Raw genomic sequence first — 25,441 nt, 5'->3', positions numbered from 1 at the left:
TGGGTCTGTTCGGCTGGGTGTTCGATTTCTACCGCGGTTACAACCAGAACCAGTTGCGTAAGCAGCACCCCGTAACACCCGGTGGGGCCCGGACACTTCGTCACCCGATGTGTCCGGGCCCCTCGTTTGCAGCACTCGACGCGCTGGGCGCGAGGATTGTTCTTACGGTGATGTCATGAACGACACGCCGCGCATTCGGACTGTTCTGAGCTGCACCCTTTTGGCCCTCCTGGTCACCGTCAGCGCCGGTGCCTGCGCGGGCACCGACGGCCACCCGCTGTCCACGAAGCCCTACGACGCCGCGGAGCAGGTCTCCTTCAACGCCCCCGACGACGGCAAGAAGGCCGACCCGGACAAGGCGCTGGAGATCACGGCCAAGGGCGACGACGGCCGCATCACCGATGTGACCGCCGTCGACGAGACCGGGCACCACCTGGCGGGCGAGCTCACCGCGGACGGCCAGCGCTGGCGCTCCACGAGCTCGCTGGTGGCCGGCGCCCGCTACACCGTCAAGGTCTCCACGGAGGACGAGGACGGCGCCCCTGGCACCCGTACGTTCACGTTCGAGACGGCCCCCGCCAAGCGGGGCCTGACCGCGACGTTCGGCCCGGAGGCGGGCACGTACGGCGTCGGACAGCCCATCACGGCCGAGCTCAGCGTCCCCGTCAAGGACAAGGCGGCCAGGGCGGTCGTCGAACGGGCCCTGAAGGTCCGCTCCACGCCCGCCGTCGTGGGCTCCTGGTACTGGGTGGACGACAAGAAGCTGCACTTCCGCCCGAAGGAGTACTGGCCCGCGGGCGCGTCGGTCTCGGTCACCGGCAACCTGGCGGGCGTCAAGGTCGGCGACAAGCTGTACGGCGGGGAGTCGAAGCCGTTGAAGCTGAAGATCGGCGACCGGATCGAGGCCATCGCGGACGCCGGCTCGTACTCCATGACCGTGCGGCGCAACGGAGAAGTGATCAAAACCATGCCGGTGACCACCGGCAAACCGGGCTTCTCCACCCGCAACGGCATCAAAGTCGTCCTCGGCAAGGAGTACTACGTCCGGATGCGGGGCACCAGCGTCGGCATCGCGGAAGGCAGTTCGGAGTCGTACGACCTGCCCGTCTACTACGCGACACGGGTGACCTGGAGCGGTGAGTACGTCCACGCCGCGCCCTGGTCCGTGGGCTCACAGGGGTTCGCCAACGTCAGCCACGGCTGTGTCGGCATGTCGACGGGCAACGCGGCCTGGTTCTTCGAGACCGTCCGTCCGGGCGACATCGTGCAGACCGTCAACAGCATCGGCGACATGATGGACCCGTTCGGGAACGGATTCGGTGACTGGAACGTGGCCTGGGACAAGTGGCGTCAGGGCAGCGCCCTGGTGGCCGACACCAAGAGCGCCGCCCACCAGCCCGACACGACCCGCCTGCAGCCGTCGATCTAGCCGTCAGGCGTCGATGGACAGCCGTGAACGCAGCAGGGCCGCCAAGGACGCCGCGAACTCGACCGGTTCCACCGGAAGAGTGACAGCGGCGTCCGCACGGCTCCAGGTGGCCAGCCAGGCGTCCTGCGGGCGGCCGATCAGGAGCAGCACCGGCGGGCAGTGGAAGACCTCGTCCTTGATCTGCCTGCACACGCCCATCCCGCCCGCCGGCACGGCCTCGCCGTCCAGGACGCAGACGTCGATACCACCCTCGTCCAGGCGCTTCAGGACGGCCGGGAGTGTCGCGCATTCGAAGAACTCGACCGGCGGAACGTCGGCCGCGGGCCTGCGCCCCGCAGCCAGGCGCACCTGCTCCCGCGTGTTCGCGTCGTCGCTGTAGACCAGGACCGTGGCGCTCGACTGCATCGTTCCTCCGTGAAGGTCATCAACCGATGCGGCGGATGCTACTCCGTCCCACACCCCGTCAACACCGGTTCGACACCGCCAGGGAGACCGCTTCGATGGGCCGTTCGGGCTGGACACACGCCCCTGACACTCCGAACGGCACCCCCCGGAGTGAGGGCGGGATAAGCGACCGACATAATGTCGGTCGTGGCGACAGTAACGACAGTAGAAACCGGGCACGCGCACCCGTCGGTCAATCGACCGAACCTCACCAGCGTCGGAACCATCATCTGGCTGAGTTCCGAGCTGATGTTCTTCGCGGCCCTCTTCGCGATGTACTTCACCCTGCGATCGGTGATGGGTCCCGAGTTCTGGGAGGAACAGGCCTCGGCCTTGAACTTCCCCTTCTCGGCGACCAACACCACGATCCTGGTGCTTTCCTCGCTCACCTGCCAGCTCGGCGTCTTCGCCGCGGAGCGGGGCGATGTGAAGAAGCTCCGGACGTGGTTCATCATCACGTTCGTGATGGGTGCGATCTTCATCGGCGGCCAGGTCTTCGAGTACACCGAGCTGGTCAAGCACGAGGGGCTCTCGCTCTCGTCGAACCCGTACGGCTCGGTGTTCTACCTGACCACCGGCTTCCACGGCCTGCACGTGACGGGCGGTCTCATCGCCTTCCTGCTGGTCCTGGGCCGGACGTACGCCGCCAAGAGGTTCACTCACGAGCAGGCAACCGCCGCCATCGTCGTGTCCTACTACTGGCACTTCGTCGATGTCGTCTGGATCGGCCTCTTCGCCACGATCTACATGATCAAGTAATCGGGTCCCGGGACCCGAGCACATCCAGCAAGCATCGACGCAGAAGATCCTGACACCGGGGTAATCCGTGAAAAAGCTCTCCGCACGACGACGCCATCCGCTGGCGGCGGTCGTCGTCCTACTCCTCGCGCTGGCGGCCACCGGGGGGCTGTACGCCGCGTTCGCGCCTGCGGGCACGGCGAAGGCCGATGAAACCGCCCAGTCCCTCGCCATCGAGGAGGGCCAGAAGCTCTACGCCGTCGGCTGCGCCAGCTGCCACGGAACCGGCGGTCAGGGCACCTCCGACGGCCCCTCCCTGGTCGGCGTCGGCTCCGCGGCCGTGGACTTCCAGGTCGGCACGGGCCGTATGCCGGCCCAGCAGCCGGGCGCCCAGGTGCCGAAGAAGAAGGTCATCTACACGCAGGCTGAGATCGATCAGCTCGCGGCGTACATTGCCTCCCTCGGTGCCGGCCCGATCACGCCGAAGGAGGGGCAGTACAGCCCCGACGGGGCCGACATCGCCCGTGGTGGCGACCTGTTCCGCTCCAACTGTGCCCAGTGCCACAACTTCACCGGTGAGGGCGGCGCGCTCACGCACGGCAAGTACGCCCCGAACCTCGAAGGCGTGAGCCCGAAGCACCTGTACGAGGCCATGCAGACCGGCCCGCAGAACATGCCCTCCTTCCCGGACACGACCATGCCGGAGAAGGAGAAGAAGGACATCATCGCGTACGTCCAGGCCGTCAACGGCGAAAAGGCCGACAGCCCCGGCGGGCTCTCGCTCGGCGGCCTCGGCCCGGTCAGCGAGGGTCTGTTCGCCTGGGTCTTCGGTCTCGGTGCGCTGATCGCAGTTGCCGTCTGGGTCGCGGCCCACACCGCTAAGGCCAAGAAGTCATGAGTAGCCAAGAGATTCCAGAAGAGAACCTGCCCGCTGAGCAGGACACCGCGCACGGCGCGGTGAAGGTCCTCGACGACCCGTTCGCGGACCCGGGCCTTCCGCCCCACAAGCCGCGCATCCAGGACATCGACGAGCGGGCCGCCCGTCGGTCCGAGCGTGCGGTCGCCTTCATGTTCACGCTGTCGATGCTGGCCACGATCGGCTTCATCGCCTCGTACGTGATCTTCCCGGTCGACAAGATCGTGTACATCTGGCCGTTCGGCCGGGTGTCCGCGCTCAACTTCGCCCTGGGGTGGACGCTCGGTCTGGCGCTGTTCTTCATCGGCGCGGGCGCGGTCCACTGGGCCCGCACCCTGATGTCCGACGTCGAGATCGCCGACGAGCGTCACCCGATCCAGGCCTCCCCGGAGACCAAGGCGAAGGTCATGGCGGACTTCGCGGCCGGTGCCGCCGAATCCGGCATGGGCCGTCGGAAGCTCATCCGCAACACGATGTTCGGCGCGCTGTCGCTCGTACCGCTCTCCGGCATCGTGCTGCTGCGTGACATGGGCCCGCTGCCCGAGAAGAAGCTCCGGGTCACCCTGTGGGCCAAGGGCAAGCAGCTCATCAACATGAACACGCACGAGCCGCTGCGTCCCGAGGACGTCGCCGTCGGTTCGCTGACCTTCGCCATGCCCGAGGGTCTGTCGGAGCACGACCACGACTTCCAGGTCCAGATCGCCAAGGCCGCCCTGATGATCGTCCGCATCCAGCCGGAGGACATCAAGGACAAGCAGGAGCTCGAGTGGGGGCACGAGGGCATCGTCGCCTTCTCGAAGATCTGCACCCACGTCGGCTGCCCGATCTCCCTGTATGAGCAGCAGACGCACCACGTCCTCTGCCCGTGCCACCAGTCCACCTTCGACCTCTCCGACGGCGCCCGCGTCATCTTCGGCCCGGCCGGTCACGCCCTTCCGCAGCTGCGGATCGGCGTGAACGACAAGGGCTTCCTCGAGGCGCTCGGCGACTTCGACGAGCCCGTCGGCCCGTCCTTCTGGGAGCGCGGATGAGCACTGTGACCGACACCAAGAAGAAGGCGCCCGCCGGTGAGCGGGTCGCCGACTGGGCCGACGGCCGCCTGGGGATCTACTCCCTGGCCAAGGCCAACATGCGGAAGATCTTCCCGGACCACTGGTCCTTCATGCTCGGTGAGATCTGCCTCTACAGCTTCATCATCATCATCCTCACGGGCGTCTACCTGACGATGTTCTTCCACCCGTCGATGAACGAGGTGGAGTACCACGGCAGCTACGTCCCGCTGCAGGGACAGCTGATGTCCGAGGCGTTCAACTCGACCATGCACATCTCCTTCGATGTGCGCGGTGGTCTGCTCATCCGGCAGATCCACCACTGGGCGGCGCTGATCTTCCTCGCCGGCATGTTCGTGCACATGATGCGCGTGTTCTTCACGGGCGCGTTCCGCAAGCCGCGTGAGATCAACTGGCTGTTCGGCTTCCTGCTGTTCTTCCTGGGCATGTTCACCGGCTTCACCGGTTACTCGCTCCCGGACGACCTGCTCTCCGGCACCGGTGTCCGCTTCATGCAGGGCGCGATCCTGTCCGTGCCGGTCATCGGCACGTACCTGTCGATGTTCCTGTTCGGCGGGGAGTTCCCCGGCGGCGACTTCGTGGCCCGGTTCTACTCGGCGCACGTCCTGCTGCTGCCCGGCATCATGCTGGGTCTGGTGGTCGCCCACCTGATCCTGGTCTTCTACCACAAGCACACGCAGTTCGAGGGCCCCGGCCGTACGAACAAGAACGTCGTGGGCATGCCGCTGCTGCCGGTCTACATGGCCAAGGCCGGAGGCTTCTTCTTCCTGGTCTTCGGTGTCATCGCGATCATCGCGGCGATCGCCTCGATCAACCCGATCTGGGCGCTCGGCCCGTACCGGCCCGACCAGGTCTCCACCGGCGCCCAGCCCGACTGGTACATGGGCTTCGCCGAGGGTCTGATCCGTGTCATGCCGGGCTGGGAGATCAACCTCTGGGGCCACACGCTCGTCCTGGGCGTGATGATCCCGCTGGCGATCTTCCCGGCGGTCCTCGCGGCGATCGCGGTCTACCCGTTCATCGAGTCGTGGATCACCGGCGACAAGCGCGAGCACCACATCGCGCAGCGCCCGCGCAACGCTCCGACGCGCACCGCCTTCGGTGTCGCCTGGATCACCGCGTACATGATCATGCTCGTCGGTGGTGGAAACGACCTCTGGGCGACCCACTTCCACCTGTCGCTGAACTCGATCACCTGGTTCGTCCGGATCTTCTTCTTCGCCGGACCGGTCATCGCGTTCGTCGTCACCAAGCGGATCTGCCTCGGCCTCCAGCGCCGGGACAAGGACAAGGTGCTGCACGGTCGCGAGTCCGGCATCATCAAGCGTCTGCCGCACGGCGAGTTCGTCGAGGTGCACCAGCCGCTCAGCCAGGGCGAGCTGTACAAGCTCACGGCCCACGAGCAGAACAAGCCGGCCGAGCTCGGCCCCCTCGTCGACGAGAACGGCGTGGAGCGCAAGATCGGTCGCATGGAGAAGCTCCGGGTCAAGCTCAACAAGGGCTACTACGGCGAGGACCACCAGATCGCCAAGCCGACCGCAGAGGAGTACAAGGAGATCACCAGCGGCCACGGCCACCACTGATCACCTGACCAGAAGGTCGCCACAGCGGGAGCCCCGTCCATTCGATGGACGGGGCTCTTTGCCGTCCCCGTGGGTCGATAGGGTGGAGTCGTATCCGTTACGCACTGACCAGGAGCTGCCATGAGCGCTGCGACCCCCGCTGGAGGACCTACGTCGGCGGGCCGCTCCTGGCCCACCGTCCTGGACGGACTGCTGACCGGCCGCGACCAGAGCGCCGAGGACACCGCCTGGGCGATGGACCGCATCCTGCGCGGTGAGGCCACCGACGCCCAGATCGCCGGCTTCGCCGTCGCGCTGCGTGCCAAGGGCGAGACCGTCGAGGAGATCTCCGGCCTCGTCCGGACGATGTACGAGCACGCCAATGTGATCGAGGTCCCCGGCCCGTCCGTGGACATCGTCGGCACCGGCGGCGACGGCGCCAAGACCGTCAACATCTCGACGATGTCCGCGATCGTCGTGGCAGGCACCGGCGCCAAGGTCGTCAAGCACGGCAACCGTGCCGCGTCGAGCGCGAGCGGCGCCTCCGACGTCCTGGAGAAGCTGGGCGTCAATCTCCAGCTGACCCCGCAGCGGGTCGTCGAGGTCGCGGAGGAGGCCGGGATCACCTTCTGCTTCGCGGTGAAGTTCCACCCGGCGCTGCGCCATGTGGCCGCGGCCCGCAAGGAGCTCGGCATCCGGACCACCTTCAACTTCCTCGGTCCGCTCACCAACCCCGCCCGGGTCAAGGCGCAGGCGACCGGCGTGGCCGACGCCCGGATGGCGCCGATCATGGCCGGGGTGCTCGCCGAGCGCGGCTCCTCGGCGCTGGTCTTCCGCGGGGACGACGGCCTGGACGAGCTGACGACCACGGCCACCTCACGCGTCTGGGTGGTACGGGACGGTGCGGTGCGCGAGGAGGCCTTCGACCCGCGGGACGTCGGCATCGAACTCGTACCGGTGGAGGCGCTGCGCGGCGCCGACGCCTCGTACAACGCCGATGTCGCCCGCCGGCTGCTCGCGGGCGAGACCGGGCCGGTACGGGACGCGGTGCTGCTGAACTCGGCGGCCGCTCTGACGGCCCTGGAGCCGGGCGAGGGCACTCTGGCGGAGCAGCTGCGCGAGGGAATCGCGAAGGCGGCCGAGTCGATCGACTCGGGGGCGGCGAGGCAGGCGCTGGAGCGCTGGGTCGCGGCCAGCAACAGGTAGGAGCACGGCGCGGACCCCGTTCCGGAATCCGGAACGGGGTTGCGCGTCGGCGATCACGTGGCATACGTTCTGTGCCAGGTCATGAGTGACAGCCATTAAGCCCCGGCTGGCTGTCCGGCAACCCTCCGTCCGTGGCGGGGTGCCCCGGGTGAAGACCAGGCCGTAGGCAGCAAGGTCTACGGCAAGCGCGGACCCCTGCGACACCCTGGGGTCCTGGTCCTCAAGGGAGCAGTCTCGTGAGCAAGCGAATGCGCTAGGGCCTTCGGCCCCGTTGTCCCACCCTCCGCACGAACACCGTGTGTCGAGGCAACACCCGTATGCGGCACCCCACTTCGCGCTGCCCTGCGGGCCCTTCGCTGCCATTCCCGCCAGGAGATACCGCCATGTCCGCGTACCCGAACGCCACCGCCGTCGCTGCTTCCGCCTCCGCCGTCGACTCCGAGGCAGGCGACCCCTGCTGCGCCGCCCCGCTCCCGGTCCTGGGGCGGGACGTCACCGTTCCGCTCGTCACCGGGGGCGAGGTCACCTACGCCGCGCTCGACTACGCCGCCAGCGCACCGGCCCTGCAGCGCGTCTGGGACGACGTCGCCGCCTACGCCCCGTACTACGGCAGCGTCCACCGCGGCGCCGGGTACCTCTCGCAGCTCTCCACCGACCTCTTCGAGAACAGCCGCGTCACCGTCGCCGAGTTCCTCGACTGCCGCCCCGGTGACCAGGTCGTCTTCACCCGCTCCACCACCGACTCGCTCAACCTGCTCGCCGCCACGCTCCCCGCCGGTTGCGAGGTCTTCGTCTTCGAGACCGAGCACCACGCCTCGCTCCTGCCGTGGCGGGACGCCCGGGTCACCTACCTCAACGCCCCGCGCACGCACGCCCAGGCAGTCGAGACCCTGGAGCGGGCCCTCGCCGACCGCGACCCCTACGGCCCCGCCCTCGTCTGCGTCACCGGCGCGTCCAACGTCACCGGGGAGCTGTGGCCGGTGAAGGAGCTGGCCGCCGCCGCGCACGCCCACGGTGCCCGGATCGTCCTCGACGCCGCCCAGCTCGCGCCCCACCACCGCGTCTCCGTACAGGAGTTGGACGTGGACTGGGTCGCCTTCTCCGGCCACAAGCTGTACGCGCCCTTCGGCTCGGGTGTCCTCGCCGGTCGTGCGGACTGGCTCCAGGAGGCCGAGCCGTACCTCGCCGGTGGCGGCGCGTCCAAGAAGGTCGCCCGCCGTGCCGACGGCGGTGTCGACGTCGAGTGGCACACCACCGCCGCCCGTCACGAGGCCGGTTCGCCGAACGTCATCGGCGTCTACTCCATCGCCTCCGCCTGCAAGGCGCTCGCCGAGGCCGGGTTCGACACCCTCGTCGCCCGTGAGCAGCACCTGATCGACACCGTTCGCGAGGGTCTGGCCGAGGTCCCCGAGGTGAAGGTGCTCTCGCTCTTCGGCGACGAGTCCCCGCGGGTCGGTGTCATCTCCTTCGTGGTGGAGGGCTGGAACAGCTCCCACTTCGCCGCCGCGCTCTCCGCCGAGTACGGCATCGGCGTCCGTGACGGCCTCTTCTGCGCCCACCCGCTGGTCCGCACCCTGCTCGGCAGCGACCCGCAGACCCAGGGCGAATGCGGGGCCCCCGAGGCCGCGCCCGGTGAGAAGTCGCTCAACGCCATCCGGGTCAGCTTCGGAGCCGGTACGCCGGACGAGCACGTGGAGCGCTTCGTACGGGCTGTGAAGGAGCTCGTCCGGGACGGAGCGCAGTGGAAGTACCGCACCGAGGACGGCCGTTGCGTCCCGGACCGCGGCTGATCCGTCCCGCTCAGGCCGCCAGCCGGGTCCCCACCAGGACCATCCGCAGGGCGCGCTCGGCCGCGTCGGCGAGGAACTCGCCGCCGCGGAGGAGCGCCTCGGGCAGGGCCATCGGCGCCGGCAGGATCGAACCGTAGGCGTCCACCCCCACCGCCCGCACATGGTGGACGCCGTGCCCCAGCGTGCCGGCCAGCGCGAGGACCGGGACGCCATGGGACCTGGCCCGGTGGGCCACCTCGGCGGGGATCTTGCCCTGGACGGTCTGGCCGTCCAGGGCGCCCTCGGCCGTGATGACGAGGTCGGCGCGGGCCAGTCGGGCATCCAGGTCGATCCGGTCGAGCAGCACTTCGAAGCGGGGCAGCAGCCGGGCGCCCAGTGCGGCGAGCCCGGCGCCGAGACCGCCCGAGGCGCCCGTGCCCGGATCGGTTCGCAGATCGACGGGCCCGGGAAGGTCGCGGCCGAGGACGGCGGCCCAGCGCTCCAGCGCAGCCGACAGCTCCTCGACCCGCTCCGGGCTCGCACCCTTCTGCGGACCGAAGACCCGCGCCACGCCCCGCTCCCCGCACAGCACGTTGTACGGATTGCAGGCGACGAGCAGCTCGGTGGAGGCGAGCCGCGGGTCGAGGCCGTCGGGATCGATCCGAGCCAGGCCGCTCAACGCGCCACCCCCCAGGGGGAGTTCGACTCCCTCGGCGTCCAGGAGTCGGGCGCCGAGGGCCTGGAGCGCACCCGCCCCGCCGTCCGAGGTGCCGGAGTCGCCGCAGCCGACCAGGATGCGGCCGGCCCCGGCGTCCAGCGCGGCCCGGATCAGTTCGCCGACCCCGAAGGTGGTCGTGCCGCCCGGGTCGCGCCGCCCGGGCGGCACCAGGGAGAGGCCCGCGACGGCCGCCATCTCGACCACCGCGGAGGAGTCGTCGAGGAGTGCGAAGTGGGTCCCCACGGGTGCGCCCATCGGGCCGGTCGCGACCCGGGGCACGAGCGTGCCACCGGTCGCGGCCGCCAGCGCCCGCGCCGTACCCTCCCCGCCGTCGACCAACGGGATCAGATCGAGCAGGGCGTCCGGGCAGGCCCTGCGCACCCCCTCGGCGATGGCCTCCGCGGCCTCGGGGGCGGAGAGGGACTCCTTGAACCCGCTGGGGGCGACGGCGATACGAAGGGTCATGGCTGGGACTCCAGAAGGACGGGCACGCCGAGCAGCGGCCAGACGACGAGGGCGAAGAGCAGCACCAGCGCGGCGCTGAGCGGGGCGAGCACTGCGGAGAGCCGCAGCAGATCACGCGGTGTGAAGGTCGGGACGCCGTCCGGCGGTTCGGAGAACAGCGCGACCGGTTTGGCGGAGGCGGGCAGGGTCTGGCAGAAGCCGGCGGCCGCCGTGGAGGCGAGCGCGGCGGCGACCGGATCGACCCCGGCGCCGACCGCCGCCGCCATCACCAGCGGCACCAGGACCGAGGAACGGGCGGAGCGGGACTGGAGGACCAGGTGCGCGGCCGTGCCGACCACGACGACCACGGCGAGGAAGAGCCAGGCGGGCATCCCGTCCGGCAGCCCGCCGACCAGCCACCCCGCCGCGCCCGAGTCGACCAGCGCCACGCCCATCGCGGTGGTCGCCGCCATGAACAGGAGCATCGGCCACGGCACGGCCCCCAGCCCGTCCTTGAGCCGTACAGTCCCCAGCATCGGGGAGGAGGCGACCACCGCGCCGATCAGCGCGACCACGGCGGGCGACACCCCGTGCACAGGCTCCGAGCACCACAGTGCGATCACCGTCCCGAGCAGCAGCAGGCACCGGGTCTCCTCCGTGGTGAGCGGTCCCGAGACCGCGGTGGGGGAGTGCTCCTGGAGCTGGGCGGCGGTGATCCGCACCGGCTCGCGCCGGTCCGCCCGGCGCGTCGTCGTCAGCAGGACGGTCTCCGCGGCCAGATGGGAGGAGACCACCGCCAGCGGAAGCCCGAGCACCAGCCACTCCACGAAGCCGATCCGCTCACCGGTCCGCTCCAGGAGCAGGCTCACCGTGATGAGATGCGCCCCCGCCCCGATCAGCGTCGCCACCGCCGACAGCAGCACGACCGTGGGGAAGAGCAGCGCCAGCATCACCACCAGCCGGCGCCGCTCGGACAGCGCCTTGGCGAGCGACAGGAAGACCGGCAGCGCGAGCGCGGCCCGGCCCGAGGTGGCCGGGACGGCGAAGGCGGTCACGACCAGGGCCGCGGTGGTCAGATGGACCAGCTGCCGTACGGTACGGGCCCCGCTGACCAGGAAGGCCGCGGCCCGCCCGGCGAGCCCTGTCCGGGTCACCGCGGCGGCCAGCACGAACGCGCAGATCAGCAGCCAGATCGTCTCGTCGCCGAGCGTGTCGAACAGGGTGTCGGCGCTGATCACCCCCGTCGCCGTCAGCGCGAGCCCCGCACCGAGGGCGACATGGGTGTCGTCGACCGGGGCCGCGATCCAGGCGCAGGTGGCGAGGGCGAAGACGGCCAGGGTGAGCCGGGCCTCGCCGCCGAGGCCCGGGGCGACGCCGGGTACGGCGAGCAGGGCACAGAGGCTCAAGGACAGGCAGAGCCACACGGACCGACCGAGGGAGAGGTTCACACGGACCACTCTCCGAGCGGGCGGTGAGCCACCGATGAGCCCTCCATGAAAGGAGGTTCATCGGCCCGGCCCGTCAGGGCATCCGGTACCCCATGCCCCGGACCGTCTCCAGGCGCTCCGCCCCCAGCTTCCTGCGCAGCGCCCGGACGTACACGTCCACGATGTTGGAGCCGGGGTCGAAGTCGTACCCCCACACATGGGACAGGATCTGCACGCGCGAGAGCACCTGCCCGGGGTGGCGCAGGAAGAGCTCGAGCAGCACGAACTCACGGGCGGTCAGATCCACGGTCCGCTCTCCGGACCTGGCCCGCCGGGTGCGCAGATCCAGGGCCAGATCGCCGCTGCGCAACACCGTCACCTCGGGCGTACGGGTGGCGGTGCGCAGCCGCAGCCGTATCCGGGCCAGGAGCTCCTCGAAGCGGAACGGCTTGGTCATCCAGTCGTCCGCCCCGCCCTCCAGACCGGCCACCGTGTCCCGTACCGAATCACGGGCCGTCAACACGATGACGGGCAACGTCACCCGGGCCTCGCGCAGTTCTCGCAGGACGGTGAAGCCGTCCCGTCCGGGGAGCCCGATGTCCAGGACCATCAGGTCGAAGCCGCCGGTGACGGCCCGGTGGAGGGCGGTGTCGCCGTCGGCGGCCACCGTGGTCGTGAAGCCGTTGGCGCGCAGCCCCTTCTCCACGAAGGAGGCGATCCGGTCCTCGTCCTCGGCGATCAGAATGCGGTTCACGGTGACTCCTCGAGGACGAGTACGAGTACGAAGGTGGCTCCGCCGCCCTCGGTCGGGCGCAGTTCGACGCGCCCGCCCCGATGGCCTTCGGCGATGGCCCGGACGATGGAGAGGCCGAGGCCGGCGCCGCTGGTCCGGGCGCCGCGGCGGGCGGTGCCCCGCCGGAAGCGTTCGAAGACGACCTCGGCGTCCTGTTCCTGGACGCCCGGGCCGTTGTCGGCGACGTACAGCTCGATCCGGCCCTCGGCGGTCCGCGAGCCGATCGCTATCCGCTGTCCCGGCACGGTGTGCTGGACCGCGTTCTGGGCGAGCTGCACCATCGCCTGGGTGATCCGCTGCGGGTCGAGGACGGCCTCCCGGTCGGCGACCCCCTCGAGGGCCCAGTCCCGTTCGCCCAGCGCCCGCGCCTTCACGAAGACATCGGCGGTCAGCTCCGCGAGCTGGACCGGCTCGGTGCGGACGAAGTCCGGCCGCTCGGCCTTGGCGAGTAGCAGGAGGTCCTCCACGATCCGGCTCATCCGGTCGAGTTCGTCGGTCACCAGCCGGACGGTCTCGCGCTGCTCGGCCGGGTCCTCGCCCATCAGCTCCAGATGCCCCCGCACGATGGTGATCGGGGTACTCAGCTCGTGCCCGGCGTCGTCGACGAACTGGCGCTGCCCGGCGAACGCCTGTTCAAGACGGTCCAGCATCGCGTTGAAGGTCTCGGCGAGCGCGGCGATGTCGTCCCGGCCCTGGACGGGGATCCGCTGGGTCAGATCGCGCTCGGTCAGTTCGGCGGCCGTCGCGCGGACCACTCGTACGGGTGCAAGGATGCGGCCCGCGACGGCCCAGCCGATGCCGGTCGTCATCAGCAGTGCCACGCCCGATATGGCGAGCAGGACACGGAACGCCTCGTCGGCGACGGCCCGCTCGCGGTCCGCGTGGAAGGCGACCACGAACGCCGAGTCGCCCCCGCCGCCGGGGCTCCCTATCGGCACCTTCGCCCACCGGACCTCGCCCCGGGCGCGCTCGATCCGACCCGAGGAGGCGTCGGACGCGGCGATGGCGTCGAGCGAGACGCGGTCGCGGTGCAGGGCGACCGTGGTGGGGAGGTCACGGGACTGCCGGATGACGCGGAGCCCCGTGCCACTGGTGCCCACCAGGCCGAGGAGCTCCTCGTCGGGGTCGGAGTACTGTCGCTGGAGGAAGATCCGCAGGAGCGCGTCCGGGTCGGTGAACCGGCGCCCGGTCGCGGGATCGACGCCCTGTTCCACGAAGTTGGCGAACTCCCCGGTCTCCTGGGTCAGGAGCTGGTTGATCCGGTGGTCCACGTCCCGCAGCAGGATCGAGCGGGTGGCCACGGCGACGGCGGCCAGGGCCACGGCCATCACGAACAGCAGCCACAGCAGGATGCGGACGCGTGCGGAGACGCGGTGGTCAGCCCTCTTCACCGAGGTCGTCATCGTCGTCGCCGGTGGCCGAGGGTCCGGGCACCACCGCGTCCGACGGCGGCGCCGACGGCGTGCCGCCGGGGCTCGGGGTGGAGCTCGGTGTCGAGCCGCTCGGCGTGGAGCCGAGCTGCACGGCGGGCGGCACCCGGGGAGCCTCGGGCTCGTCGGTCAGGGCGTAGCTCGTCGCGGCTATCCCGAGCGGGATGGCGACGACGGCGGCGAGCGTGGCCATGCGATGGGTGAAGGACATGCGATCAGGCTGGCGCGCGCGGGTGGCCGCCAGGATGAGGCCCCGATGAGGATTCCTTCATCTTCACCGCGGTGTCCTCCGGGTCAGGACTCCAGGCCGATGGCGAAGGCCGCCTCGAGGTCGTGCTGGGAGTACGTACGGAACGCGACGTGCGTGTCCGTCGCCTCGACACCGGGGATCTTGCTGATCCGGCCGGGGATCACGTCCGCCAGGTCGTCGTGCCGGGGCACGCGGACCATGGCGATCAGGTCGTACGTGCCGGTCACCGAGAAGACCTCGCTGACGCTGTCGAGCGCGGCGATCGACTCCGCGATCTCCGGGATGCGGTCCACACTGGTCTTGATGAGCACGATCGCGGTGATCACGGCTGGCTTACTCCCTCGGTCGCCGCGGCTTGGACCTTCACTCTAGCCCGCCCGCCTCACGCCACCACCCTGCCGACGAGGCGCTACGCGCGCTGCACCCTTCCCCTGTACCGCCCCCAGGCGTAGAGGAAGCCGAAGGCGAAGCCCAGCACATGGGCCAGATAGGCAACCCCGGGTCCTGACCCGGCCGTCCGCGCCGCCAGCCACTGCAGCACGAACCAGAAGACCAGCACGATCCAGGCGGGGAAGCGCAGCGGCAGGAAGAAGAGGAACGGGAAGAGACTGGTCACCCGGGAGCGGGGGAAGAGGTGGAGAAACGCGCCGAGGACCCCGGAGATCGCCCCCGACGCCCCCACCAGCGTCTGCTCGCTGCTCGCGTACGCCGCCGCGTAGCCGAGCAGGGCCAGATATCCGCAGCCGAGGTAGAAGAGAAGGAACGGGACGGCACCCATCCGCTCCTCGGCCATCGCGCCGAAGACGTACAGGAACAGCATGTTGCCCAGCAGATGGAGCCAGCTGCCGTGGACGAAGAGGGCGGTGAGCGGGGTGAGCAGGGTGCGTGGCTCGCTGCTCATCAGCTCGGCCGGCACGACTCCCCAGCGGTGGAAGTACGCGCTCTGCGCCGCGAGGGCCGCGTCCCCGGTCCCGGTTCCCGGATCGAGGCCGGACACCGGGCTGATCAGGAACGTGAAACAGCAGGCCGCGATGAGGCCGTACGTCACCGCCGGTCCGCTCCGGGCGCCCCGCCAGGCGCCGAGGGCCGCCTTCCGCCAGTCGGTCTGCCGCCGGTCGATCATGGACAGATCATTGCGTAACGGTGCTCAACTGGACAGAGTGCCTCGCCGCGACACGGGGTACCTGCGAGGCCGTAGGGTGACGGGCAGTACCTCCGCAGTTCGACGGCGCACCGCGGCACCCGCACTCGCATCATGAAAGAGGACGGCACGATGACGACGGTTCCCCTGCCGACCGCCGAGACCCGCTGGCGCTGCACGCTCTGCGGCAATCTGACCCGGTTCGACGTGACCCGCTCCTCCAAGGTCGTCGAGTACGTCCATCTGGACCTCGCGGGCGAACCGAAGGTCGAGGAGCGCGAGGTGGTCAGTGAGACCATCGAGTCGGTCCGCTGCCGCTGGTGCAACGCGGTGGATCAGATCGAACTGGTGGACAGGCCCGGTACCGCCTCCTGACGGAGCGGTGCGTATGACGATGGGGTGACGGATCGTGGAGCAGCCCGCGCACGGTGGTGAACCGGCCGGCGCGGCAGGTGACGCTGCCGAGACGCTCGACCGGCCGCTGCCCGACGGCGTACGGCGGAGGGTCGTCGCGCTGGTCTCGGACGCCTTCGGCGGGCTGACCGTCGCGGAGCTTCCGGCACCCCTGCGGCAGTACGCGCGGTTCACCGCGAGCAGGCGGGCCAAGTTCGCGGGCAACGCGATGGCCGCCGCCCTGGAGGGCGACCCGCTCTTCCGGCAGCGGATCGGCGAGCGGTTCAAGGAGGCGCAGCCCGAGCTGGCCGGGGCCGTCGAGTCCGGCGCCCCGCCCGCCGCCGCCGACCCCGTCGACGTGGCCGCGGCCGCCTATGTCCTGCGCCCCGCCGGCTGGGTCAAGCTGGTCGCCGCCGCCGGTGAGGAGGCCCAGCGCGCGGATGCCGAGCGGGCCGACGAGGCGGGCCGGCGCGAGCTGGAGCGGTTGCGCGATGAGGTATCCACGGCCAAGGAGCGCGGCCGCGCGGAGACCGAGCAGCTGCGCACCGATCTGGAGGCGGCCCGCAAGGAAGCGGAATCGCTTCACCGCAAGCTGCGCAGCGCCCAGAGCGATGTGAAGCGCGGTGAGGCCGCCCTGCGTCGCACGCAGGCGGAGATCGACACCTTCCGGGCGGAGGCGGCGGCGCAGGTCTCGGCCGCCGAGAGCGAGACCCGGCGGCTCAAGGCCCGGCTCGGCGAGGTCGAGGCGGCCCTGGAGGCCAGCCGGCGGGCCGCCCGCGAGGGGCGCTCCGTGGAGGACATGCGGCTGCGCCTGCTGCTCGACACCGTGCTCGACGCCGCGCAGGGGCTGCGGCGCGAACTGGCCCTGCCGCCCGTCTCGATCCATCCCGCCGACACCGTCGACGCGGTGGAGCCCGGCCGGATGTCGCCGAAGGACATCGCGGCCCGGGCGCTCTCCGAGACCGACCCCGCGCTCCTTGACCAGCTGCTCGCCCTGCCGCAGGCACATCTGGTCGTGGACGGCTACAACGTCACCAAGACCGGCTATCCGACGATGCCGTTGGAGAAGCAGCGGCTGCGGCTGCTCGGCGGACTCTCCGCGCTCGCGGCCCGCTCGGGCGCCGAGATCACCTGTGTCTTCGACGGGGCGGAGCTGGCGGCCCCGGTCCTGCTGGCCCCGCCGCGCGGGGTGCGGGTGCTGTTCTCCAAGCCGGGCGTCACCGCCGACGAGTTGATCCGTCAGCTGGTCCGTGCCGAGCCGCCGGGCCGGCCGGTCGTCGTGGTCTCCACCGACCGCGAGGTCGCCGACGGTGTGGCCAAGGCCGGTGCGCGGCCGGTCACGTCCGCATTGTTGCTGAAGCGGCTTTCGCGCACCTCGTAACACCTCATAACTCCTGGGCGTAATGCCCGAATTCTGGAGGGCGCACGGTCAAGTGGCCGCTACTGCCTGTGTGGTGTGTGGAAATAAAGTGCCGCGTGCGCGAGATTTTGCTCGTGAGGATTTGAACTGATCACAACTTGGTCACTAGGGTCAGGCCTCGAACCTTCGCGCGGTTGATCATCCATCCGGGATGGCAGCGGAGGAACCGCCTGCCGCAGCCTGGTTGGGCGGCTCGAGGAAGAAGGAGATCGCCTTCGTGGCGTCCCACCGTCGTCCCAAGCAGCCGAGCCGCACCCGTGTGACCGTGCTCACCGCGACCGCCGCAGCGGCCGTCGCGCTCTCCTCCCAGGCCGGCGCCCAGGCGGCTCCGAAGCCGAAGATCGACGACGTGAAGTCGAAGGTCGACAAGCTGCACCACGAGGCCGAGGAGGCCACGGAGCAGTACAACCTGGCCGAGGAGCGCCGGGGCAAGCTGCAGAAGGAGATCGGGGCCGTCCAGGACAAGGTGGCCCGCGGTCAGCAGGAGCTCAACACCCTGCGGGACAGCATCGGTTCGGTCGCCAGCGCGCAGTACCGCTCCGGTGGCATCGACCCGGCCCTCCAGCTCTTCCTCTCCTCCGACCCGGACACCTACCTCGACAAGGCGTCCGCGATCGACCAGCTCGGCGCCAAGCAGGCCGACGTGCTCCAGTCGATCCAGGCCAAGCAGCGCACCCTCGCCCAGCAGCGCGCCGAGGCGACGACGAAGCTCGCCGACCTCGAGGACGTCCGCAAGACCCTCGGCGAGAAGAAGAAGACCTTCCAGGGCAAGCTCGCCGAGGCGCAGAAGCTCCTCAACACCCTGACCGCCGCCGAGCGGGCCAAGATGCAGGAAGAGGAGCAGCGCGCCAGCCGCGCCGCCGGCGACCGCGTCGACCTCGGCAACGAGGTCCCGGCCTCCGCGCGTGGCCAGGCCGCGCTCAGCGCCGCCGCCACCCAGATCGGCAAGCCGTACGTCTCCGGCGCCGAGGGCCCCAACTCGTACGACTGCTCCGGTCTGACGCAGTGGGCCTACCGCCAGGCCGGCGTCACGCTCACCCGCACCACCTACACCCAGCAGAACGACGGTGTGAAGATCGGCCGCAGCGCGCTCAAGCCGGGCGACCTGGTCTTCTTCAACAGCCTGTCCCACGTGGGCCTGTACGCGGGCAACGGGCAGATCCTGCACGCCCCCAAGCCGGGTGCCTCGGTCCGCTACGAGTCGATGAGCTACATGGGCACCTTCCAGTTCGGCGTCCGTATCTGACGCATCCCGACATGACGCCCAATCGGGTGGTTCGTCGCATCCTTCGCTGACGTGACGCCCCGCCGGTGACCTGTGGTCTCCGGCGGGGCGTCACTTTGTGTGCCCGGCGCCTTCGTTGGACGGGGAGTGATCACCGGCTACTGTCTGCCGCGCCAGTCTGGGTAACAGCCGAACGGAGCGCGATACGTGGCGTCCCACCGACGACCCGCGAGGGTCACCGTCCTGACCGCCGCCGCGGCCACCGCAGCCACGGCCTTCGGCGCCGTCCCCGCGAGCGCCGACCCGGGCGGCGCCCCGGAGGCCGCGACCAAGGCCACGGTCGACCGGCTCTTCGAGGAGGCCGAGCGGGCCACCGAGGGCTTCAACAAGGCCGACGAGCGGGCGGACACGCTGCGCAGGTCGGTCTCCCGGGCGCAGGACGGCCTGGCACGCGGCCAGGAGCGGATCAACCGGATGAGGGGCGCGCTCGGTTCGGTCGCCGGAGCCCAGTACCGCTCCGGCGGCATCGACCCCGCCCTCGCGCTGCTGCTCTCCTCCGACCCCGACTCGTACCTCGACCGGGCCTCCGTGCTCGACCGGGTGGCCGCCCGGCAGGGCGTGGCGCTCGGCCAGCTCCAGGCCGAGCAGCGGAGGTTGACCCAGAAGCGGACGGAGGCCGGCCGGCTCCTCGCCGAACTGGAGCGCAGCCGGACCCAGGTCGCCAAGCACAAGCGCACCGTCGAGCGGAAGCTCGCCGAGGCCCGCCGGGTCCTGGCGTCCCTGAGCGCCGAGGACCGCGCGGAGTTCGACCAGGACGCCCGGGCCTCCCGTTCCGGCCGTGAGGAGGAGCTGCCGCCGCTCTCCGACCTCGGCCCCGCCTCCTCCCGCGCCGCCGCCGCGGTGATCGCGGCGCGCAGGGCGATCGGGATGCCCTATGTGTGGGGCGCGACCGGCCCGCGGGCCTTCGACTGCTCCGGCCTGATGGTGTGGTCCTACCGGCAGGCCGGGATCAGCCTGCCGCGGACCTCCTCCGCGCAGCGGTACGCAGGACGGCAGGTGCCGCTCTCGCAGGCGCAGCCCGGCGACCTCGTCACGTACCGCAGCGACGCCAGCCATGTCGGGATCTACGCGGGCAACGGGCAGGTGATCCACGCGCCGTACCCCGGGGCGCGGGTGCGCTACGACCCGGTCGGGATGATGTCCCACGTGACGGTGACGCGAGTCTGACCGTACGCCTGCGCGTACGTCTGCCCGTACGATCGATGGCGTGGCAGGTCAGGGGCATGGAGGGGCACGTCGGGTGGCAGTCGGTCTGCTGGCCGGCCTTCTGGCACTCGCCGGGTGCGGGTCCCCCGAGCCTCCGGATCCCGCCCCCCAGGAGATCCAGACGCTCCTCGACCGGCACGCGCGGGCGCTGCTCGCCCGGGACGAGGCGGCCTACGCGGTCACGCTCGACCCGGCGCGCGCCTCCGCCGCCCTGGAGGAGTTCGACCACCTGGCCGAGGTGCCACTGGCCTCGTGGGGCTACCGGCTCAAGGCCGTCGAGCGGCAGGGCGGGGACCGGGCGGGCGACGACCGGGCGACGGCCCGCGCCGACCTCACGTACCGGGTCGAGGGCTACGACTCCGGGCCCGTCACCACGGAGCGCGTCCTCGACCTGACCGAACGGGACGGCCGCTGGTACGTGACCGCCGACCGGCCCGGCAAGGGCGCCGCCCAGCAGCTGTGGCAGCAGGGAGACGTGGAGGCGGTACGGGGCGCGCGCAGCCTCGTCCTCGGCGTCGGGCAGTCGGAGGAGCGTCTGAAGGCGATCGCGGCGGCGGCCGACCGGGCGGTGCCCGCGGTCTCGGCCGCCTGGTCCCGGCCCTGGGCGGGCCGGGTCGTCGTGCTCGTCCCGGCCTCCCTGGACGCCATGGGCGGCCTGCTCGGGGCGCCGGCGACCTCCTACCGGGGGATAGCGGCGGTCACGACCGGGGAGGTCGGCGGCGGGCCGGACGCCCCGGCGGACCGGGTGATCGTCAACCCCGAGGCGTACGGGGTCCTCGGCGAGTTCGGACAGCAGGTCGTCCTCACGCACGAGACCACCCATGTGGCCACCCGCACCGCCACCTCGGCGGCCACGCCCGTGTGGCTGTCGGAGGGCTTCGCCGACTGGGTCGCGTACCGGGGCACGGGCCGCACGGCCGCCCAGGCGGCCCCGGAGCTGCGTCGCGCGGTCCGGGCCGGCGACGTCCCGGCGGTCCTCCCGGACGACAAGGCCTTCGCCTTCGGCGGCGATGCGGAAGCGCTGGCACGGGCGTACGAGGGCGGCTGGCTGGCCTGCGAGCTGATCGCCGAACGCTGGGGCGAGGCGAAGCTGACGGCCTTCTACCGTGCGGTGGGCGCCCACCCGGGTCGCGAGGGTGCCGTGGAGAAGGCGCTGACCGAGACCCTCGGCACGAGCCCGGAGGAGTTCACGGCGGCCTGGCGAGCCTTTCTGCGGGACCGGCTGAGCTGACCGACGGGGCCGCCGCCCCGGGGCGTGAGGGCTCGGGTTCGGAGCCGCTCGCCCCAGGTGTCAGGGCTCGGGGTCCAGCTCCGCCAACGCCTCCGTCAGCCACTGCTTCTCCGCCGTCCCCGTCGCACGGGCGATGCGCAGCATGCCCTGGCGGAAGAGATCCCGCTCCTCCTCGGCGCGCACCGGGGCGCCGTCCTTGTAGAAGAAGCTGGCGGGGGTGTTCAGGAAGGCCTGGCGTCGGCGGAGGACGGCCGCCTGGGCCGCGCGGTCCGGGAGCAGCCCGAGGAAGGACAGCAGCGTGAAGAAGCGCTGGCCGTCGGTGATCTCGGCGTCCTTCGGATCGCGGAGGCGGGCGAACAGTTCCGCCCGGCCCTCGGCGGTCAGCGACAGCATCCGCCGCGGGGCCGCGCTCGTGCCCGGTTCCGTACGGCGCTCGAGCAGCCCGGCCTTCACCATGCGGGTGATCGCCGGGTAGAGCGCGCCGTCGCTGACCGGGCGCACATGGCCGCTCAGCCCCTGGATGCGGTCCTTGAGCTCGTACCCGTGCAGCGGCTTCTCGTACAGGAAGCCGAGGATCGTCAGCTCCAGCACCCGCTCCTCCTTCGCGCTTGTCCAGGATCCCCTGGCCATGCTACCTCTTATCGAGCTACCTCGAATCGATGTAGCTCGTTTAGAGGGGGAGTCGATGACACACCGCCGCACACTGATCCGGCTCGCGTACCCCGTCTACGGGGAGCTCCTCGCCGCGGTCGCCGCCGGCATCATCGGCATGGTCTGGGTCGCCCGCCTCGGCGGCGACGCCGTCGCGGCCGTCGCCGTCGCCACCAACGTCGAGAACGTCGCTCTCGGCATCGTGCTCATGGCCGGCTCGGGCACCACCGTCCTCGTCGCCCGCGCCCGAGGCGCCGAGGACCCCGGCGCCGTACGGGCAGCCGTCCGCGGCGGACGGCTGCTCGGCGCGCTGCTCGTCCCGCCCGTCGCCCTCGGCGGCTATCTGCTGCGCGAACCCCTCGCCGGGCTCGTCCTCGGCGGCGCCGACACCCCTGCCCGCGCCCTCGCCACCGGCTACCTCGCGATCTCGCTCCCCGGCACGGCAGTCTTCTTCGCCCTCACCGTCCTCGACGGCATCCTCAAGGGCGCGGGCGACACCCGCACACCGATGCGACTCGCCTTCCTCGCCAACGGACTGATCCTGGTCCTCGACCCGCTGCTCATCCACGCGTACGGAGTGCGGGGCGCCGCCGTCGCCACCGTCGTCGGCCGCACGGTCGCCCTCGGTGCCGGACTCCTCGCCCTGCGCCGCAACCCGCTCCTGCGGGCCGCGCGGGCCGCCTCGCCCTCGGAGGGGACGGCCGCCGCCCTGCGCCGTACCGTCGCCACCGGGCTGCCCATGTCCGTCGACTTCGTCGTGCGGATGCTGGGGGCCCTCGCCCTGGTCGCCGTCGTGGCCCGGCTCGGTGTCACCCAGGTCGCCGCGTACGGCATCGCCACGAAGGCCATGTACGTCGCCACGATGGCGTTCTACGCCGTGCGCCAGGCCGCGGCCATCCACACCGCGCATCTGCTCGGGGCGGGCCAGGACGAGCGCCGGGCCGTCGGCCGACAGGCCCTGTTCCTCGGGGGAGCCATCGGTACGGCCGCCGCCGCTCTGCTGTTCCTCGTCGCCGGCCCTGTCATGCGGGGTTTCGGCGCGGAGCCGGACGTGGTGGCCGCCGGCGCCCTGTTCCTGCGCTGCCTGGGGCCCCATCTGGTGCTGATGGCCGGGTTCATCGCCCTCGCCGGGGTCTTCGAGGGCAGCGGCGACAGCCCGCGGCTCGCCCGGATCACCGTCGCCGGCGTCCTGTTCCAGCTGCCTCTCGCGTATGTGCTCTCAGGCCTGGGGCTGCCCGGAATCTGCCTGGCCATGGGTCTCGCGACTGCGGCGCAGTGCGCGGCCCTCGCCGGCCTGATGCACCGCCGTACCCCGCCGCTCAGCCGACGGGCAGGCGCCTCGCGCGCTCGGACTGCTGAACCGGAATCTTCGCCGGGGTGAGACGCGGCTCCGTCACCGTCTGCCGCCACAGGATGCGGCAGGCCGACACCGACGCGGCGACCAGGAGCCCGTTCCGTATCAGCAGCAGGCCGATGCCCAGCGGATCGCTGTCCGTCACATGGGAGAACCACACCGGGAACTCGAACTGCGTCACCGCCGTCGCCCACACCACCAGATGAGCCGGCTGCCGCATCCGGCTCGCCCGGTAGGCCAGGCACACGGCGGCCAGACCTATCAGCCAGATCATGTACTGGGGGCTTATCACCCGGCTCGTGGTGGTGAACAGCAGCACCGCCACGAACGCCACGTCCGCCGGAGTCGACGTCGTGAAGGCTCGGGCCCGTATCCGCCACACCAGCAACCAGGCGAAGGCCGCGATGGTCAGGGCCATGGCCATCGAGGAGACCGTGGAGACGTACGGGCCGAGGAACTCGATCGAGCCGTAGTTCATCCGGGCCTCGCCCTCCCAGCCGATGTGCCGGGCGACATGGAAGAGCATCGCGCCCAGGGACTCGAGCTCCAGTCCCCGGTCGCGCTGGAAGGTCAGGAAGGCCAGTGCCCCCGGCGCCGCGAGCACGCAGAGAAGCAGCAGCCCGGCCGCGGCGCCCGCGGCCGTCGACCACGAGCGGAAGGTGGCGCGGCCGCGCGGGGTGCCCGCGAGCAGCAGCGCCGGCCAGACCTTCAGCATCGCCCCGAAGCCGGCCAGCGCGCCGAGCACCCCGGGGCGGGAGAGCCCCGCGAGGAGCGCGGCCACGGCGACGGCGGTGACCATGAGGTCGTACCGGGCATACGCGGTCGGGCCGAGCAGCGGCACGCCCGCGATCCAGATCCACGCGCCGTGCGGGCTGCGGCCCCGCCGCTTCCCCGCATACATCAGCAGCCCGAAGACGAGCGCGTCGCAGAGGAACGCGAGCACGAAGAAGGCGGCGGAGTACTCCAGGAACGGCAGCAGGGCGGGGGCGAGGATCGCCAGGGCGGCGAGCGGCGGGTACTGCCAGGTCACGTCGTCCAGCGGATACGTGCCGGTCTTCAGTACCTCGTACCAGCCCTGGTAGATGTGCTCGATGTCGCTCGTGACGTCCGGCCCGGGGACGGTGACGACCTTGAAGACACAGAGGAGCAGGATGATCCGGGTGAGTCCCCAGATGAGGACGGGGTTTCTTCTCGCGCGCTCGGCAGCCGTACCCAGTACGCCCGTCATTCCTACCTCGTCCATTCCAGTCGGTCGGTCGGTCCGCGCCTGCGGAGGGTGTGTTGCCGGGCGGGGGGTGCGGTCACGTACATTCGGCGACGATGCACAAGACCCTGATCGTAACCAACGACTTCCCGCCCCGGCCCGGCGGAATCCAGGCGTTCCTGCACAACATGGCGCTGCGTCTGGATCCCGAGCGGATCGTGGTCTACGCCTCCACGTGGAAGCGCAGCCGCGAGGGGATCGAGGCGACCGCCGCGTTCGACGCGGAGCAGCCTTTCACGGTGGTGCGGGACAGCACCACCATGCTGTTGCCCACACCTCGCGTCACCGCGCGGGCGACCGCGCTGCTGCGTGAGCACGGCTGCGAATCCGTGTGGTTCGGGGCGGCGGCACCGCTCGGCCTGATGGCCCCCGCGCTGCGTCGCGCGGGTGCGCGGCGGCTCGTCGCGACGACGCACGGACACGAGGCGGGGTGGGCCCAGCTCCCGGCCGCTCGACAGCTCCTGCGCCGTATCGGCGAGGGCACGGACACCCTCACCTATCTCGGCGAGTACACGCGCTCGCGGATCGCGGCGGCGCTGACGCCCGAGGCGGCCGCGCGCATGGTGCAGCTCCCGCCGGGCGTGGACGAGAAGACCTTCCACCCGGGCTCGGGCGGCGAGGCGGTACGGGAGCGCCTCGGGCTCAGCGACCGGCCCGTGGTCGTGTGCGTCTCGCGGCTCGTCCCGCGCAAGGGCCAGGACACGCTGATCCGGGCCATGCCCGAGATCCTGCGGCGGGTGCCGGACGCGGTGCTGCTGATCGTCGGGGGCGGCCCCTACGAGAAGGACCTGAAGTCCCTCGCGGCCACGACGGGGGTGGCCGGTTCCGTACGTTTCACGGGCGCGGTGCCGTGGGAGGAGCTGCCGGCCCACTACGGAGCCGGCGACGTCTTCGCCATGCCCTGCCGCACCCGCCGCGGCGGCCTCGACGTCGAGGGTCTCGGCATCGTCTACCTGGAGGCCTCGGCCACCGGCCTCCCCGTCGTCGCCGGCGACTCGGGCGGCGCCCCGGACGCGGTCCTGGACGGCGAAACGGGCTGGGTCGTCCGCGGCGACGCACCCGAGGAGTCCGCGGACCGCATCGCGACCCTCCTCCTCGACCCCGCCCTGCGCGCCCGCATGGGCGAGCGGGGCCGCGCCTGGGTCGAGGACCGCTGGCGCTGGGACCTGCTCGCGGAGCGCCTGAAGGAACTGCTGTAGGACCGGGTTCCTGCCGGGCCGTTGCCCGCGCGGCTCCCGGCCCGGTACGCCCGCGGCGGGGAGCCGCCGCCTCCGGGGTGTGGCGACGTTGTCCCACACCC

The 25,441-nt window shown here is 71.2% G+C and carries 24 protein-coding genes and 1 riboswitch; of the genes, 14 read left to right on the top strand and 10 right to left on the bottom strand.

The window, feature by feature from the left end; translation table 11 throughout:
- The first annotated feature begins 175 nt into the window (after window positions 1–175).
- Window positions 176–1,429 carry an Ig-like domain-containing protein gene (locus tag ACFC0D_RS33505; protein WP_376444324.1) on the top strand — a complete coding sequence of 418 codons (1,254 nt, stop codon included), beginning with the start codon at window positions 176–178 and terminating at the stop codon, window positions 1,427–1,429.
- Window positions 1,430–1,432: 3 nt separating this feature from the next.
- Here the strand turns inward: ACFC0D_RS33505 and ACFC0D_RS33500 are convergent, their stop codons facing one another.
- A complete protein-coding gene (locus ACFC0D_RS33500) occupies window positions 1,433–1,834 on the bottom strand; it encodes a hypothetical protein (RefSeq protein WP_376444321.1) in 402 nt (133 codons plus the stop codon).
- Between the two features lie 177 nt (window positions 1,835–2,011).
- Here ACFC0D_RS33500 and ACFC0D_RS33495 point away from each other — a divergent pair, with 177 nt between their 5' ends.
- From ACFC0D_RS33495 to ACFC0D_RS33470, 6 genes are all read left to right on the top strand, one after another.
- Window positions 2,012–2,632 (top strand): heme-copper oxidase subunit III, encoded by a 621-nt coding sequence (locus tag ACFC0D_RS33495; protein WP_376444318.1) that lies wholly within the window; start codon window positions 2,012–2,014, stop codon window positions 2,630–2,632.
- 67 nt (window positions 2,633–2,699) lie between these two features.
- On the top strand, window positions 2,700–3,509 hold the full coding sequence (locus tag ACFC0D_RS33490; protein WP_376444316.1) for a c-type cytochrome: 810 nt from the start codon (window positions 2,700–2,702) through the stop codon (window positions 3,507–3,509).
- Window positions 3,506–4,558: a Rieske 2Fe-2S domain-containing protein gene (locus ACFC0D_RS33485; protein ID WP_376444314.1), complete on the top strand. Its 1,053-nt coding sequence runs from the start codon at window positions 3,506–3,508 to the stop codon at window positions 4,556–4,558. The genes ACFC0D_RS33490 and ACFC0D_RS33485 overlap by 4 nt, the downstream gene beginning before the upstream one ends.
- Window positions 4,555–6,180 carry a cytochrome bc complex cytochrome b subunit gene (locus ACFC0D_RS33480; RefSeq protein ID WP_376444311.1) on the top strand — a complete coding sequence of 542 codons (1,626 nt, stop codon included), beginning with the start codon at window positions 4,555–4,557 and terminating at the stop codon, window positions 6,178–6,180. The genes ACFC0D_RS33485 and ACFC0D_RS33480 overlap by 4 nt, the downstream gene beginning before the upstream one ends.
- A 120-nt stretch (window positions 6,181–6,300) precedes the next feature.
- On the top strand, window positions 6,301–7,365 hold the full coding sequence (gene trpD, locus ACFC0D_RS33475; protein ID WP_376444308.1) for an anthranilate phosphoribosyltransferase: 1,065 nt from the start codon (window positions 6,301–6,303) through the stop codon (window positions 7,363–7,365).
- A 77-nt stretch (window positions 7,366–7,442) separates the two neighbouring features.
- Window positions 7,443–7,559, top strand: a riboswitch (SAM riboswitch).
- Between the two features lie 189 nt (window positions 7,560–7,748).
- Window positions 7,749–9,155 carry an aminotransferase class V-fold PLP-dependent enzyme gene (locus tag ACFC0D_RS33470; RefSeq protein ID WP_376444305.1) on the top strand — a complete coding sequence of 469 codons (1,407 nt, stop codon included), beginning with the start codon at window positions 7,749–7,751 and terminating at the stop codon, window positions 9,153–9,155.
- A gap of 10 nt (window positions 9,156–9,165) precedes the next feature.
- Here the strand turns inward: ACFC0D_RS33470 and ACFC0D_RS33465 are convergent, their stop codons facing one another.
- From ACFC0D_RS33465 to ACFC0D_RS33435, 7 genes are all read right to left on the bottom strand, one after another.
- Entirely contained in the window at window positions 9,166–10,317 is a 1,152-nt protein-coding gene (locus ACFC0D_RS33465) for a glycerate kinase (RefSeq protein WP_376444302.1), read from the bottom strand.
- Window positions 10,314–11,744 (bottom strand): SLC13 family permease, encoded by a 1,431-nt coding sequence (locus tag ACFC0D_RS33460; RefSeq protein ID WP_376444299.1) that lies wholly within the window; start codon window positions 11,742–11,744, stop codon window positions 10,314–10,316. Before ACFC0D_RS33460 ends, ACFC0D_RS33465 begins: the two co-directional genes overlap by 4 nt.
- Before the next feature lie 73 nt (window positions 11,745–11,817).
- A complete protein-coding gene (locus tag ACFC0D_RS33455; protein ID WP_376444296.1) occupies window positions 11,818–12,477 on the bottom strand; it encodes a response regulator transcription factor in 660 nt (219 codons plus the stop codon).
- The gene (locus tag ACFC0D_RS33450) at window positions 12,474–13,919 is read right to left on the bottom strand and encodes a sensor histidine kinase (RefSeq protein ID WP_376444292.1); all 1,446 of its coding nucleotides are present in this window, start codon (window positions 13,917–13,919) and stop codon (window positions 12,474–12,476) included. The genes ACFC0D_RS33455 and ACFC0D_RS33450 overlap by 4 nt, the downstream gene beginning before the upstream one ends.
- The gene (locus tag ACFC0D_RS33445) at window positions 13,894–14,157 is read right to left on the bottom strand and encodes a small hydrophilic protein (RefSeq protein ID WP_376444290.1); all 264 of its coding nucleotides are present in this window, start codon (window positions 14,155–14,157) and stop codon (window positions 13,894–13,896) included. The genes ACFC0D_RS33450 and ACFC0D_RS33445 overlap by 26 nt, the downstream gene beginning before the upstream one ends.
- A gap of 83 nt (window positions 14,158–14,240) precedes the next feature.
- Window positions 14,241–14,522: an Lrp/AsnC family transcriptional regulator gene (locus ACFC0D_RS33440; RefSeq protein ID WP_017238849.1), complete on the bottom strand. Its 282-nt coding sequence runs from the start codon at window positions 14,520–14,522 to the stop codon at window positions 14,241–14,243.
- A gap of 83 nt (window positions 14,523–14,605) precedes the next feature.
- Window positions 14,606–15,319, bottom strand: a complete 714-nt coding sequence (locus ACFC0D_RS33435; RefSeq protein WP_376444286.1) for a rhomboid family intramembrane serine protease — start codon at window positions 15,317–15,319, stop codon at window positions 14,606–14,608.
- 150 nt (window positions 15,320–15,469) lie between these two features.
- On the opposite strand from ACFC0D_RS33435, the gene ACFC0D_RS33430 reads away from it, so the two are divergent.
- The 5 genes from ACFC0D_RS33430 to ACFC0D_RS33410 all read left to right on the top strand — a co-directional run bounded on the left by ACFC0D_RS33430 (window position 15,470) and on the right by ACFC0D_RS33410 (window position 20,872).
- The gene (locus tag ACFC0D_RS33430) at window positions 15,470–15,712 is read left to right on the top strand and encodes a hypothetical protein (RefSeq protein ID WP_260228851.1); all 243 of its coding nucleotides are present in this window, start codon (window positions 15,470–15,472) and stop codon (window positions 15,710–15,712) included.
- Window positions 15,713–15,746: 34 nt separating this feature from the next.
- Entirely contained in the window at window positions 15,747–17,111 is a 1,365-nt protein-coding gene (locus ACFC0D_RS33425) for an NYN domain-containing protein (protein ID WP_376444283.1), read from the top strand.
- Between the two features lie 256 nt (window positions 17,112–17,367).
- On the top strand, window positions 17,368–18,396 hold the full coding sequence (locus tag ACFC0D_RS33420) for an NlpC/P60 family protein (protein ID WP_376444329.1): 1,029 nt from the start codon (window positions 17,368–17,370) through the stop codon (window positions 18,394–18,396).
- A gap of 186 nt (window positions 18,397–18,582) precedes the next feature.
- Window positions 18,583–19,602, top strand: coding sequence for an NlpC/P60 family protein (locus ACFC0D_RS33415; RefSeq protein ID WP_376444281.1), 1,020 nt, complete (start codon window positions 18,583–18,585; stop codon window positions 19,600–19,602).
- A gap of 73 nt (window positions 19,603–19,675) precedes the next feature.
- A complete protein-coding gene (locus tag ACFC0D_RS33410; RefSeq protein WP_376444278.1) occupies window positions 19,676–20,872 on the top strand; it encodes a hypothetical protein in 1,197 nt (398 codons plus the stop codon).
- Between the two features lie 60 nt (window positions 20,873–20,932).
- Here the strand turns inward: ACFC0D_RS33410 and ACFC0D_RS33405 are convergent, their stop codons facing one another.
- A complete protein-coding gene (locus tag ACFC0D_RS33405; protein ID WP_376444327.1) occupies window positions 20,933–21,463 on the bottom strand; it encodes a PadR family transcriptional regulator in 531 nt (176 codons plus the stop codon).
- Between the two features lie 94 nt (window positions 21,464–21,557).
- Between ACFC0D_RS33405 and ACFC0D_RS33400 the strand changes: the two genes are divergently transcribed.
- The gene (locus ACFC0D_RS33400) at window positions 21,558–22,904 is read left to right on the top strand and encodes an MATE family efflux transporter (protein ID WP_376444276.1); all 1,347 of its coding nucleotides are present in this window, start codon (window positions 21,558–21,560) and stop codon (window positions 22,902–22,904) included.
- On the opposite strand, the gene ACFC0D_RS33395 is transcribed toward ACFC0D_RS33400, so the two are convergent.
- Window positions 22,843–24,105, bottom strand: coding sequence for a glycosyltransferase 87 family protein (locus ACFC0D_RS33395; RefSeq protein ID WP_376444273.1), 1,263 nt, complete (start codon window positions 24,103–24,105; stop codon window positions 22,843–22,845). The two genes, ACFC0D_RS33400 and ACFC0D_RS33395, sit on opposite strands and share 62 nt — an antisense overlap.
- A gap of 92 nt (window positions 24,106–24,197) precedes the next feature.
- Between ACFC0D_RS33395 and ACFC0D_RS33390 the strand changes: the two genes are divergently transcribed.
- Window positions 24,198–25,340, top strand: coding sequence for a glycosyltransferase family 4 protein (locus tag ACFC0D_RS33390; RefSeq protein ID WP_329121487.1), 1,143 nt, complete (start codon window positions 24,198–24,200; stop codon window positions 25,338–25,340).
- Window positions 25,341–25,441: the final 101 nt, after the last annotated feature.

This window comes from Streptomyces sp. NPDC056222 (assembly GCF_042264065.1).
Taxonomy (GTDB): domain Bacteria; phylum Actinomycetota; class Actinomycetes; order Streptomycetales; family Streptomycetaceae; genus Streptomyces.
The sequence above is the reverse complement of the archived record's forward strand: the minus strand, read 5'-3'. Positions and strand labels throughout refer to the sequence as shown.